The following is a 12,933-nucleotide window of genomic DNA, read 5'->3' on the forward strand; positions in this document are numbered from 1 at the left end:
TCATGAATGACCGACGTTTCTGGAGTGCACTCAGTGCGCTGTTGATCGCAGCGCTGATCGGGGCCGCCTGCGCTGCGCCCGCGCAAGCGCCGGCGACGACCGGCGAACCGGCGACCGGCGCCTCCGACTGCCCCGAACCGAACCCGCGCCTGGAAGTGACCTCCAGGCAGGTGAATCTCTTCGTCTGGACGGAGTACATTCCTCAGGAGACGATTCGCTGCTTCGAGCAGGTGTATGGCGTCCGCGTCAACAAGGATGAGTACTCGAGCAATGAAGAGATGTACGCCAAACTCTCGGCGGGCGGCGCCAACTATGACCTGGTGCAGCCGACCGATTACTTCGTGCCGCTGTTGATTCGGCAGGGGCTGTTGCAGGAACTGGACAAGAGCCGGTTGCCGATCCTCGATTCCCTCGACCCCAACTATCTGAATCTCGACTTCGATCCCGGCAACGTCTACTCGATTCCCTATCAGGCGGGCACCGACGCCATCATCGTCAACACGGCGACGGTTGATCCCATCCCTCAATCGTTCGCCGACCTGTGGAATCCGGCCTACGCCGGCCGCCTCGTCATGATCGACGATTCGCGCGCCATCATCGGCGCAACGCTCCTGGCGCTCGGCTATGACGTCAACACCACCAATCCCGCCGAGCTGGAAGAGGCCAAAGTGAAGCTGGCCGAGCTGGCGCGAGGCATTAAACTCTTCGACAGCGACAGCCCCAAGACGGCGCTGATCGCAGGCGACGTCGATCTGGGCATCGTCTGGACAGGAGAGGCCGTGATCGCCAAACGCGAAGTGCCCACCTTTGAGTACATCTATCCGACCGAGGGCGCCATCCTCTGGCAGGACAACTATGCGATTCCGAAGGATGCGCCGAATCTGGACGCAGCCTACGCCTGGCTCAACTACTCGATGCAGGGCGACGTCTTCTGGCGCATGCTGGAGGAGTTCCCCTACACCAATCCCAACCTTGCCGCGCTGGAATACGCCAAAGAGAATCACCCCGAGCTCTATGAAGAGTACATCAATTCGAACATCACCAACACGCCGCCGGAAGAGTTGCAGCGAGGACATCGCATCCGCGACGTGGGCGACGCAACGCCTCTGTATGACCGGGTGTGGACGGAAATCAAAGGCGGATGAGCGGAGGGAGCGCCCCAAGCGCGCAACCATAGCATCCGGTGGAGCCAGGGTCGAGACTTCCAATCGAGCGGCGCAGAATGCAACAAGGGGGTGGCTGTCCAGCCACCCCCTTGATCGATTTTGGGACCCGAATCGACAGAGGCTCGATTGCCCCGCATGGGGCGCCGTTGACGGTGAGAAGACGGTTGAGCGATGTGCGACGATGACTCCTTCGATGGCTCAAGCCCTCATTGACAGACAGGGATTGCCTACATGGCGACCTGTGGAGCTGTCATCCATGCCGGTGCAGCAGCCTCGCAGTACATTCGAGGGATGTACGGCTTGCCTGCCGCTGCATGTTGCAGCGCCGCAGGCAGCTCTTCCACGATAGCCTCTTTGGGGATATACCCCATTACACCGAAACGGATCGGCCACAGCGCCAATCGGGTGTCGATGCTCAGACCGAGCAGAAGAACTGAGGTGAGCGGGCTGATCTGGCGGAAGGCCTGGATCACGCCGAGGCCGCTGCGGTCGGTGTTCTCCAGCCCGAGCACCACGACGTCATACTTCGTGCGTCGCAACAGCCGCGACGCTTCGACCAGGTCATCCGCAATGTCGATTGCACCCACGTACGGCAAGTCCTTCAACAGGTCATACAATCCCTGCCTCATTCCTTCATATTCTTCGACGATCAGCACCCGAATCATGCTCCGCTCCGTGTTGAATGAACGATCAGATAAATGCAGCACGCTGGCGCGCCATTCATCCACAGCTTTGATGAACGCTTCAACGACGCACAAGGCGAGTGCTGAATTCCTCGGCGCGTGGATGAAGGCCCGGATGAGAGAAGCCGCCAGCAGACTCAGAATAATTCCTACCCTCCTTTCTGTCGATCAGATGCCCCCAGGGCCGGCCAATGTTTACAACGTCAAGCTCCAATGTCGCCAGCTCAGGACGCAGCGGGTCCCATCGTCAGTATAGGATTCTCGATGGCTCCTTACAATTGCGCCCGGACGAGAGTTTGATCGGAAAAAAGCATGGCCTCTCTCCTTAGCATCTCTGACATCGCATGTAGCAACCGACCGAGGCGCTCTGTCAAAAGTTGGACTGGCGTAACAGAAGGGCGCCAACCTTCCTGAAAGTTCGGAGCTTTCAGGAAGGTTGGCGCCTGTCAGGCGTAGCGCCCTCGACGATTCTTCTCTTTTTCCGTGCGCGTTGCAACTCCAAGATGCGGCTTCTCAGGCAGCCAGGCGATGGCTTCGCGCCGAGGAGCGGAAAACCGCCTTCGCAGCGTCTTCGATGAGGTTCAGAGATTCATCGATGACGGCGGCGTTGTGGCTGAAGGAAAGGAACCAGGGTTCCCGTGGGTCATCGTCGATCAGCACCCCCCGGCGAATCAGCTCGGCGCCGAGCAGGCCGAACAACGCGCCATCAAACTCTGCGTAGCTGCGATAGTCGGTCGGCGGCTCATCCTTGCCCAACAGCACGCTGAACATCGACGGCGCGCCGCTGATCACATGGGGCGCGCCGACCTGACGCAAGATGACGTGAATTCCTTCCATCAGTCGTCGACCATTGGCGAAGATGGTCTCAATGACAGGTTGCGTCTCGATGATCTCGAGGGTGGCGGCTGCCGCCGCGGCGGCGACGACGTTGCCGCAATAGGTGCCGCCGTGCGCCACGCGCCCCGGCTCCACAACCGCCATGATTTCCTCTCGCCCCGCCACCGCCGCAATCGGGAAGCCGTTGCCCATCGCCTTGGCGTAGGCGGCTAAATCCGCCTTGACGCCGAAATATTGCTGGGCGCCGCCCGGGGCCAGGCGAAAGCCGGTCTTCACCTCGTCGAAGATCAACACCACGCCGAACTCATCACAAAGCTCGCGCACGCGCCGCAGCCAGACCGGGTCCGGCAGAATGCAGGCGACGTTGCCCATGACCGGCTCCAGGATCACCGCCGCCAGTTCATCGCTGTGTTCGACCATGGCGCGCTCCAGCAGCTCGACGTCGTTGTAGGGCAGCGAAATCATGTAGTTGCGGATGGCGACCGGCATGCCCTCGGTGGCGCGCAGGCGATGCGGATGGTTGCGCGGGCCGAGCAGCTCCGCCTTGGCCGTCGGGCCGCTGAACATGACGTAGTCAAAGTTGCCGTGGTAGTTGCCTTCAAATTTAATAAATTTTTCGCGGCCGGTGTAGGCGCGCGCGATGCGCAGCGCGTGCATGTTGGCCTCGGTGCCCGTGTTGGAAAGGCGCACCTTGTCCATGCCGGTCATGCGCGTGAAGCGCTCGGCCAGCTCGATTTCGATCGGCGTGGTGGCGGCGAAAAGCACGCCGTTTTGGATGGCTTCGGCGACGCGGCGGTTGACTTCTGGATAAGCGTGGCCCAAAATGATCGGCCCAAAACCGAGGCGGTAGTCGATGTAGCGGTTGTCGTCGGCGTCCCATACATATGCGCCTGCTCCGCGCGTGATGATGGGGGTGTCCTCGTCTCCCCAGTAGCGAAAGTTCGAGTTGACGCCGTAGGGAATGTATTGCTTTGCTTTGGCAAAGAGTTGATGCGTTCTTGTCTTCTGCAGAATCATAGATTCGTCTCCATGGCTTCACAAGGTGTCGGTACGGGCGACCGGTGCAATCGAATCCTGCGCTGAGTTCTTTGCTTCGTTGCTTATCTGCAACGCCTGTCACCCCCCTTGTGGAAGCCACGGATACTGTCCGTGGGATCCTCGTCCATAAATGCCTCCTTCGTGAGTCGCCGAGATCGAGAGTGCGTGATCTGTGTTGCGTGTTGCGTGTTTCGTAACGAAACTCAACACACGGCGCGAAACACGCGGCGCATGTTCACGCATTGCCTGGCGGCGGGTCCCAGGCGTAGATCTCTTTGACGATGTCCAGATAGATAAAGGTCTCCGCCTCGCGCACGCCCTCGACGCTGTAGAGTTTTTCGCTCAAGAAGCGCAGCAAGTCGGCGTTGTCGATGCAGGTGACTTCCACCAGAAAGTTGTACGTGCCCGAGGTGATCGCCAGATAGATCACTTCTTCAAACGCTGCGATCTGGTTGGCAATCTCGCGCAGGCGATGCCCGTCGGCTTTGACGCCGATCAGCGCCATCGTGTGGTAACCGGTGCGCAGAGGATGCGTCACCGCCACAAACTGGAGCACGCCCGCATCCACCAGGCGCTGCACCCGCTGGCGAATCATTCCCGGCGACACATGCAGCTGCGCGGCGATCGTGCTGAACGGCAGGCGCCCATCGTTCTTGAGCGCCCGAATGATCGCTCGATCCATGGCATCCAGCGCAATCCCCGCCAATTCCCCATCACCTCTTTCCGGATCGCCTCTTTTATCGAATCGACGAAATTACTGTACTATGCGGAATTGTGATTTGTCAAGCCCCTAAAATGCAAAATTGTCACAAATATTCTATCTTTGTGACAATTCTTCATGATTTTGTTGAATAGAATGAGGATTACAACAGGGCTCTTCGGCGGAGCCTTGCAACGGCGGCGCTAGAAATCGATGTTAATCCCGCCGCGCTTGGGACGCTCTGAAGAGGGGGACGCTTCGGTGGGAGGAGCATCTTCATCGATGCATGCGTCGAGGATGGCGCGCAGCGCAAGCAGGCCCTCGCGACGGGCTGCGTAGGCGTGCACCCAAAATTCCTCGGGCAGACCCAGGTCGTTATGTTGCAGCTCCTCGAGCAGACCCGTCACGCCGTCTAGAATCCACATCAGCGCGTTGAAAGCGCCCTCGCGTTCCGACGCAGGCCGACGGCGCGGTTTGCTGTACTTCGGGCGGTAACGTCGCCGCCGCGCGCGTTGACGCGCGCTCTCGCGGATCTGTTCGCCCTCTTCTTCGTCATCGAGCCGATCGAACGTTTCGCCCGCTCGTCGATCGAATCGGTTGTCGGGGTCGTCGTGTCGAGCGCCGTTGCCTCGCATTCTCTTCGATGCTCCCATTTGAAGTGCGGTTTGTGTGGTTTGCGTTGTCCAGGCGTGAACCTGGAGACTGTCTTTTGGGAATTCTCCGCCCTGCGTCAGCCAAGAGGCTCAGGTCGTCGTAGTTTCACGCGCATCACCTTGTAGTCATGAGCCCCGAAGCGATATTTGTACTCCTCGTCTCCCTGCATGAAGTCGAAGACGCGACATCCAGAGGCAATCGCATATTGAATCGCATAGCCCAAGAGCACCCATCCGGGGCTGAGGTGCGCATGCGACGCCGGATCGTAGCCTGAATTATACAGCCAAAAGCGCCGATCGTACTCAAATGCAAAAAGCGCCGCCGCCTTCTCTCCGTCGAGGGTCAGGAAAAAAAGGCGCAGGATGTCCGCCTCTAACAACCGCCGCGCCGCCGCCAGGAAGAAACGATGCATCTGCGGCGTCATAAATTCGGCCTTGTCCGGTCGGCTTGCTCGCTGCAAGGCCACAAAATCGTCCACCTCGGAGTCCAACGTGCGCAAGTCCTGCACCAGATGAAACCCCACGGCAGCCTCGCGCTCTGCGCGGCGCTGCTTGCGGCGAATTTCATGGCGTTGCTTCTTGTCCACCTGATTGCTCAGGTACTCTTCATAGCGCATCGGCAGCGGAAACTGCGGGGCGGTGTCCTCCTGCATCACCTTCACATCGACGCCGGCCCGCCGGGCGATTTCCGGCAACTCCTGATAGGTCAGGCTGGCTTCGGGCAAGTTGCAAAGGTCGACGATGTCCCAGGCGGGCGCCTCGGGGCTGCACAGCCACTGAAGGAACGCTGCATACACCTGTTTCTCCCAACCGCGCGCCACGATCAGGTCGAGATAATCGCTGACCTCGATGCAGCCGACAATGTTAAATTGCCGTTTGCCTGCATCCTCCCCATTCTGGATTTCACGAAGAAACAGCGGCGCAATGCCGACCAGTTCATTGTTATGACGGCGCCGAAACGCCACAATCCACAGTGCTCCGTCTCCCAGCTGCTCCCACCAGGTGGTCTGCCATTCGTGCGTCAGAAAGAGCGAGTTGAACCGGGCGCGGCGCACCAGGTCATTCCACTCGGCCCGCAACGCCTCAAAGCCATCGGGGCGCGCGTCGGGGCCATACACCACCCAGCGCAGAGGGGATGAATTCACATCGGGAGTCTGGCTCATGAGATCTGGTCTGTCTTGAACCAGGCAATCGCCATTCATGGGGTGTTCTTTCTCCTCCTAAGTCGCTCGGCTCAAAGGATATACTCCATCGACCCGACTTTGGTTTCCTATTTAGCATAACGTATAGAGTATAACGCAGCCGATGGAAACAACAGTAGTTCGGCGCACCAAGTTGACAAGCGATGAACGTTCCAACAGATCTTTCAAGGTTCCTGTCTGACGGCCATTTCGTGGTATACTAAAATTTCCTGACAACAAGTGGGTTCAAACCCCACCCGGGCTGAATGACGCCCGGCGGATGCGAAGGAAAAGGAGTTTCTCATGGTGCAAATGACGCCGCATCAGATCACGCGCGCGCTCGACCGCGTGCTGCATAAGGTGGAAAAACCGGCGCGCTACACCGGCGGCGAGCTGAACGCCGTCGTCAAAGACTGGAGCGATCCGGCGATCCAGATCAAGGTGGCGCTCGCCTTCCCGGACATTTACGAGCTGGGCGGGAGCAACCTCGGCCTGATGGTGCTCTATGACTTGATCAACCGCCGACCTGACCTGCTGGCCGAACGCGTCTACTGCCCCTGGCCGGATTTTGAAGGCTACATGCGCCGCGACGGAATCCCGCTCTACGGCCTGGAGACGCGCCACCCGCTGCGCGACTTCGACATCATCGGCTTCAGCCTGCCCTACGAGCAGCTGTACACCAACGTGCTGACCATGCTCGACCTGGCCGGCGTGCCGCTGCGCGCCGCCGAACGCACCGCCGCCGACCCGCTGGTGATCGCCGGCGGCTCCGGCTGCTATAACCCTGAGCCGATGAGCACCTTCTTCGACGCCATGGTGATCGGCGAAGGGGAAGAGGTGATCTTCGAGGTGATCGACGCCGTGCGGGAGTGGAAGCAGGCGGGCCAATCCCGTTACGCCTTGCTGGAGCGGCTCGTGCGCATTCCCGGCGTCTATGTTCCCTCGTTTTATGAGGTGAGCTACGCGGCGGACGGGACGATCGCCGCCGTCAGGCCGACGCACCCAGACGCGCCCGCCGAGGTGCGCAAGCGCATCGTCACGGTGTTGCCGCCGCCGGTGACCCGCTTCATCGTACCGTACATCAACGTGGTGCACAACCGCGCCGCCATCGAAATCATGCGCGGCTGCACGCGCGGCTGTCGCTTCTGCCAGGCTGGCATGATCTTCCGCCCGGTGCGCGAGCGACCGGTCGAGGAGGTGTTGCAGGCCGTCGACGAGATGATCGAGCAGTGCGGCTTTGAGGAGGTGAGCTTCCTCAGCCTCAGCAGCAGCGACTACACCTACGTCGAGGAGCTGGTGCGCCGCACGGTGGAGCGCCACGGCGCCAAACGACTCAGCATCGGCCTGCCCAGCCTACGCATCGAGAGTTTCAGCGTCGACCTGATGGAGCTGCTGGAGAAAGGCCGGCGCCGCTCCGGTTTCACCTTTGCGCCGGAAGCCGCCACCGACCGCATGCGCGACGTCATCAACAAGCCGATCTCGTCCGAAGAGCTGCTCGCCACCGCCGAAGAGGTCTATAAACGCGGCTGGACGACGATCAAAATGTACTTCATGATCGGCCATCCGACCCAGACGCTGGCGGACGTTCAGGCCATCGCCGATCTCTCTAAACAGGTCCTGGCCGTCGGCCGCCGCGTGTTAGGCAGGAAGGCCAACGTGCGCATCGGCGTCAGCACGCTCGTGCCCAAGCCTCATACGCCCTTCCAGTGGGCGCCGATGGAGAGCGAGGCGGTGATCAAGGCGCAGATCGAGCTGTTGCAGCGCGAGCTGCGCGGTCCGGGCATCCACTTCTCCTGGAACAACCCGGAGGAGACGTTGGTGGAGGCGTTCCTGACGCGCGGGGATCGACGCATGGCGGATGTGATCGAGCTGGCCTGGCGCAAGGGCGCCAAACTCGAAGGCTGGGGCGAGTATTTCAACTTTGCAGCCTGGCAGGCAGCCTTCGAGGAGCTTGGGCTGGACATGGACTGGTACGCCCGCCGTCAACGGCCGCTCGACGAGGTGCTGCCGTGGGATCACATCTCCGCCGGCGTGAAAAAGCAGTTTTTGATCGACGAGTATCTGCACGCCTACGAGGGCGCCGTGATCGACGACTGCCGCGAGCATTGCTTCTCGTGCGGCATCCTGGGCTATTTCAAGGAGCAGCGCCGCGCCGCGCCGGACGAAGCGTGGGGCTGCCCGTCGCTGGGCCGCGGCAAGGCGCGACAGCCGGTCAGCATTGCGCCGATCCCGCTCTACTTCAACGACGAGATGGCGCCGGACAAGAGCGGCCAGTTCGACCATCGCGTGCCGCAGCGCAGGTTCGGCACGGTGAGCAAACGCATGGCGACGACGGAGCACGGAGCAGCGTAGGAAATGGACGCAGCGCAATCGCTTTTGCGGCAACGCATACGTATCCGCTATGCGAAAGGCGAAGCCATCAAATTCATCTCACATCACGATGAGTTCCGGCTCTGGGAACGAGCCCTGCGTCGCGCCGACCTGCCGCTGCTCTACAAGCAAGGCTTCAACCCACAGCCGCACATTCAGTTCGCCGCAGCGCTGGGCGTCGGCATCACCGGCGTGAACGAGCTGCTCGACATCGTCCTCTCACCGCCGGTTCCACTCGACGAGGCGGCGGCGCGGCTGCGCGCCAAGTTGCCGCCCGCCGTCACCCTCCACGCGTTCGAGGAGGTTCCTCTCAACGCCCCTCCGCTGCAGACGTTAGTCATCGGCGCCGATTACACGATCCTCCTCTATGCAGCGCCGGACGAGATCCCCGAAAGTCTGCTCGCAGAGCGCATCGCTGACTTTCTGGCGCGCACGACGATCTGGCGCGAGCGAGAGCGCAAGGGGAAGCGCTACACCTACAATCTGCGTCCGCTTGTCTTCGAGCTGCGCTACCTGGGCTATGACCCAACGTTGGAGGAGCATCGCATCTTCCTGCGCGTGCAGGCGCGCAGCGGCGCCACCGGCCGGCCCGACGAAGTGGTCGACGCGCTCGGCTTCGACGATTTCGCGCGCACCTTGCGGCGAGACCGCCTTTACTTCGCCGACAACGAAGACGATGTCGCCGTGATGGCGCAGTATCCGGTCATCTCGCAGGAGCAGATTGCAGCCCCGCGCGGGGTGCGGGGCGAGTCGCTGCGCCGGCCGGCGCCCGGCGTCGAGATCGGCCCTCGCGAGGGGCAACGCAGCATCAACGAGCGCGCGGTGGATGAATTCATTTGACCGTTGATTTTACGCCGGGAAAAGCCGCCTTGCTCAACGTCTTCGCAACCACCTCCGCCAATTCTGCGATGGAAGGCGGCTTGTTGAGCCAACCGCTCAGCCCCAGGGAGCGCAGCTCGGCGGGATCAAAGTCGAACGCATGGCCGGTCATCAGCACCACCGGCACCCGACATCCTCGTCTGCGCAGCTCCTTCAACAGGCTTACGCCGCCCATTTGAGGCATCACGATGTCGCTGATCACCAGGTCTACGGCTGCACACGGTTCCAATGCCCTCAACGCCTCTACGCCGTTCGCAGCGGCGAGCACGCGATAATTCCAGGCGCTGAGCAGCTCCACCAGCGCCTTGCGCACAAACTCTTCATCTTCGACAACCAGAATGGTCTCACCCTGTCCTCGAGGCGTGATGGACGCCGTTGCGGCGACAAATTGCCCATCGTTCGGCAAGGGAACGGCGGGAAGGTAGATGGTGAAGGTGGCGCCGGCGCCGGGCGCGCTCTCCACCGTAATATGGCCTTCGTGCTGGGCGACGATGCCCTGCACCTGCGGCAAGCCCAGGCCGGTGCCCTTGCCAGGCGCTTTGGTGGTGAAAAATGGCTCGAAGATGCGATCGCCGATTTCCGGCGGGATGCCTACGCCTGTATCCGAAACGGTCAGCTGCACCCATAGACCGGGCTTCATGCCGAAGACAGGCGCGTTCTTCTCGTCAATTTGACGCCGATGAAGGGCGATGCGCAGTCGTCCGCCTTCCGGCATGGCGTCGCGCGCGTTGAGGGCGAGATTCATGACCATTTGCTGCATGCGCGTTGGGTCGGCGTTGACGAGGTAGTCCTCAGGTTCATAATCCAGTCGAATTTCAATATTCTCCGGGAGCGTCTGCCGCAACAGCTTCACCTGCTCTTTAAGCAGCGTCAGCAGGTCAAAGGTCTGTCGCTCGATCACCGAGCGCCGGCTGAAGTCCAGGATCTGGCGGATCATCTGCGTGGCGCGCAACGCCTGCTGACGGATTGTGAGCAGCCGTTCGCGCTCGCGTTCGCTCAGGGACGGCGACTCGGCCGTCAGTTCGGCGTAGGCGACGATCACCGACATGATGTTGTTAAAGTCGTGGGCGATGCCGGCGGCCAGTTGGCCGACCGCCGCCAGCCGCTCCTGGGCGTAGAGTTGACGTTGCACCTCGCGGCGTTCGGTGACGTCGCGAATCACGACCACCCAACCGGAGGAGGCATTGTGCGTTACAGGTTGCGCCGTCGCCTCAAAGATGCGTTTTCCGCGCTGGATCGTGCGCCAGTGACCGGGCCGCGCCGACGCCAGCAGTTCGTCGACGTCGCAGTCGCCAAGGCGCGTGAGGGTTTCGGACGGGCTGTCCACCAGCTCGTGGAGAAACGCCTCGGCCAGGGGGTTGGCGTTGAGGATGCGCTTTTCGGCGTCAAGCAGGAGGATGCCGTCGGGCGTACTGTGCATGATCTGCGCCAGCTGCTCCGCCTGCGCCTTCACCTGTTCGAGCAGTCGCGCCCGCTCTTCCTCATCGCGCACCCGCTCGGTGATGTCCTGTTTGATGCCGACAAAATGCGTGATCTCGCCCTCTGCGTTGCGCACCGGCGTGATCGTCTGCTCTTCATGATAGAGAGTTCCGTCCTTGCGTCTGTTGATGAGGCGGCCGCGCCAGGGCTTCCCCGCCAGGATCGTGCTCCACATCGTTTCGTAAAACTCCTGGCTTTGCAGCCCAGAACGAACAAGGTCCTTGGGGTTGCGTCCCACCGCCTCCTCCAGCGTGTAGCCGGTCAACGCCGAAAACGCCGGGTTGACCCAAACGATCAGCCCCTCACGGTCGGTGATGACGATGCCGTTGGCGGCGTTGTGCAGCGCCGCCTCGCGCAGGCGCTGTCGCTCCTCCTCCATCATCATTTCCGTCACATCGCGGTCGACCCCATATAATTTTTGAATCGAGCCATCTGGGGCGAGCTGCGCCTGGGCGTAGGTCTCGATGAAACGGATGGCGCCATCCGGACGAATGATGCGATAATGAGTATGGGCGACCCGGTCGCCTTCTCCCTTGAAGGCGGCTTCCTCCGCTGCAAGCGCCTGCGGCAAATCTTCGGGATGGACCAAAGCGCGCCACGCTCCTGGGGTGGGGGAGAAGGTTTCTGGGGAAACGCCATAAATTTCATACATGCGCTCATCCCAGATTTCGACGCCGCTCCTTAGATCGGCTTCCCAAACGCCCAGGCCTGCGGCGCGAGCAGCTATCTCCAGGCGCTGTAGGCTTTGCTGCAGGTTGCGCTCGCTCTGGCGCTGCTTCTCCTCCGCTGCGACGCGCGGCGTGACATCTTCATGGGCGATCAACGCCCGCATGGAGCCTTCGCCGGGGAAACGGACAATGCGGGTGCGAAGCCAGCGTATCTCATTCGGCGCCGGCAGAGGATGTTCCAGCTCAATCGACGCCTGCTCGCCCGCCAGCACGGAACGGATCGCGGCCGCCAGCCGGGCGAAATGTTCATCGCCGGCGGCTGCGGCGTCGCAAAAGGCCAGATAATCGGCGCCTTCGTTCAGCAGGCGTCGCCCTGGAGGAAAGTCGTCGGCGGAGCGCCATGGTTTGTTGACGGCGAGAATGACGCCGTTGCTATCCAGAATGGCGATCTGCGCAGAGAGGTGATCCAGGATGCCGGAGACAAAGCGCTCGCGTTCGACCAGGCGACGATTGGCCAACGCCAGCTCATTCATCTTGGCTTCGAGCTTCTGCACCAACGCTTCATTATAAAGCCGGTAAAATTCGACGTCTGCCGACTCTCCTGTCAAGACCGGCGGCGATCCGGAGGCTGTTTCGGTCAGAACTTGCTGAACATGGTGGAGAAAGACGTCATTTTCAAGCGGTCCGATGAGATAGCGCGCAGCGCCCAGCCGCAGCCCTAGCTCGGCGTCTTTTTCGTCGTAAAACGTGGCGGTGTAGAAGATGAACGGAATGCGCCGCAGCGCCTCATCGCTCAGGCAAGCGCGGCGCAGCGCAAAGCCGTCCATCACCGGCATCAACACGTCTGAAATGATCAGATCGGGCTGCGTCTGACGAGCGATGCTCAGCGCTTCGGCGCCGTTCGTCGCCGTCAATACGCGATGACCGTGCGCTTCCAGAAGCGTGCGCTCCAGATACCGGTTCGCCTCGTGGTCATCCGCCACCAAAATGGTCGCCATAAGATCTCCTGTAATTGGTCATTTCTTCCGGCCAGGAACTGCGGCTGCGAGCCGCAGCTACGGGCGGTGCGCCTGCGCTAACTGCATGCCAGGAACTGCGGCTACGAGCCGCAGCTACGGACGGTGTGTCTGCGCTAACTGCATGCCAGGAACTGCGGCTGCGAGCCGCAGCTACGGACGGTGCGCCTGCGCTAACTGCATGCCAGGAACTGCGGCTGCGAGCCGCAGCTACGGGCGGTGCGCCTGCGCTAACTGCATGCCAGGAACTGCGGCTCGTAGCC

General features: G+C 61.4%; 9 protein-coding genes. 3 read left to right on the plus strand and 6 right to left on the minus strand.

The genetic code is table 11. The features are described from left to right. The first annotated feature begins 2 nt into the window (after positions 1–2). On the plus strand, positions 3–1,145 hold the full coding sequence (locus Q0367_RS16290; RefSeq protein WP_297633966.1) for a PotD/PotF family extracellular solute-binding protein: 1,143 nt from the start codon (positions 3–5) through the stop codon (positions 1,143–1,145). Between the two features lie 248 nt (positions 1,146–1,393). Here Q0367_RS16290 and Q0367_RS16295 read toward each other — a convergent pair whose 3' ends face one another. The 5 genes from Q0367_RS16295 to Q0367_RS16315 form a co-directional block, all read right to left on the minus strand. After that, the gene (locus tag Q0367_RS16295; RefSeq protein WP_297633963.1) at positions 1,394–1,831 is read right to left on the minus strand and encodes a response regulator; all 438 of its coding nucleotides are present in this window, start codon (positions 1,829–1,831) and stop codon (positions 1,394–1,396) included. A gap of 531 nt (positions 1,832–2,362) precedes the next feature. Beyond that, positions 2,363–3,703: a guanitoxin biosynthesis PLP-dependent transaminase GntE gene (gene gntE, locus Q0367_RS16300; RefSeq protein WP_297633960.1), complete on the minus strand. Its 1,341-nt coding sequence runs from the start codon at positions 3,701–3,703 to the stop codon at positions 2,363–2,365. A 256-nt stretch (positions 3,704–3,959) separates the two neighbouring features. Then, on the minus strand, positions 3,960–4,406 hold the full coding sequence (locus Q0367_RS16305) for an Lrp/AsnC family transcriptional regulator (RefSeq protein ID WP_297633957.1): 447 nt from the start codon (positions 4,404–4,406) through the stop codon (positions 3,960–3,962). A 221-nt stretch (positions 4,407–4,627) separates the two neighbouring features. Further along, the gene (locus Q0367_RS16310; protein WP_297633954.1) at positions 4,628–5,059 is read right to left on the minus strand and encodes a hypothetical protein; all 432 of its coding nucleotides are present in this window, start codon (positions 5,057–5,059) and stop codon (positions 4,628–4,630) included. Between the two features lie 95 nt (positions 5,060–5,154). Beyond that, a complete protein-coding gene (locus tag Q0367_RS16315) occupies positions 5,155–6,222 on the minus strand; it encodes a GNAT family N-acetyltransferase (RefSeq protein WP_297633951.1) in 1,068 nt (355 codons plus the stop codon). A gap of 339 nt (positions 6,223–6,561) precedes the next feature. Here Q0367_RS16315 and Q0367_RS16320 point away from each other — a divergent pair, with 339 nt between their 5' ends. Both Q0367_RS16320 and Q0367_RS16325 read left to right on the plus strand, forming a co-directional pair. Further along, positions 6,562–8,610 carry a TIGR03960 family B12-binding radical SAM protein gene (locus tag Q0367_RS16320; protein WP_297633948.1) on the plus strand — a complete coding sequence of 683 codons (2,049 nt, stop codon included), beginning with the start codon at positions 6,562–6,564 and terminating at the stop codon, positions 8,608–8,610. 3 nt (positions 8,611–8,613) lie between these two features. Continuing rightward, positions 8,614–9,468, plus strand: a complete 855-nt coding sequence (locus Q0367_RS16325) for a TIGR03936 family radical SAM-associated protein (protein WP_297633945.1) — start codon at positions 8,614–8,616, stop codon at positions 9,466–9,468. Here Q0367_RS16325 and Q0367_RS16330 read toward each other — a convergent pair. After that, positions 9,461–12,652, minus strand: coding sequence for a response regulator (locus tag Q0367_RS16330; RefSeq protein WP_297633942.1), 3,192 nt, complete (start codon positions 12,650–12,652; stop codon positions 9,461–9,463). The two genes, Q0367_RS16325 and Q0367_RS16330, sit on opposite strands and share 8 nt — an antisense overlap. Between the last annotated feature and the right edge of the window lie 281 nt (positions 12,653–12,933).

Source organism: uncultured Caldilinea sp., assembly GCF_937128415.1.
Taxonomy (GTDB): Bacteria; Chloroflexota; Anaerolineae; order Caldilineales; family Caldilineaceae; genus Caldilinea.

What these genes read in the sequence shown, in the direction of transcription:
- Q0367_RS16290 (WP_297633966.1), top strand. Translation starts at nt 3, where the DNA reads ATGAATGACCGACGTTTCTGGAGTGCACTCAGTGCGCTGTTGATCGCA.
- Q0367_RS16295 (WP_297633963.1), bottom strand. Translation starts at nt 1,831, where the DNA reads ATGATTCGGGTGCTGATCGTCGAAGAATATGAAGGAATGAGGCAGGGA.
- gntE (WP_297633960.1), bottom strand. Translation starts at nt 3,703, where the DNA reads ATGATTCTGCAGAAGACAAGAACGCATCAACTCTTTGCCAAAGCAAAG.
- Q0367_RS16305 (WP_297633957.1), bottom strand. Translation starts at nt 4,406, where the DNA reads ATGGATCGAGCGATCATTCGGGCGCTCAAGAACGATGGGCGCCTGCCG.
- Q0367_RS16310 (WP_297633954.1), bottom strand. Translation starts at nt 5,059, where the DNA reads ATGCGAGGCAACGGCGCTCGACACGACGACCCCGACAACCGATTCGAT.
- Q0367_RS16320 (WP_297633948.1), top strand. Translation starts at nt 6,562, where the DNA reads ATGGTGCAAATGACGCCGCATCAGATCACGCGCGCGCTCGACCGCGTG.
- Q0367_RS16325 (WP_297633945.1), top strand. Translation starts at nt 8,614, where the DNA reads ATGGACGCAGCGCAATCGCTTTTGCGGCAACGCATACGTATCCGCTAT.
- Q0367_RS16330 (WP_297633942.1), bottom strand. Translation starts at nt 12,652, where the DNA reads ATGGCGACCATTTTGGTGGCGGATGACCACGAGGCGAACCGGTATCTG.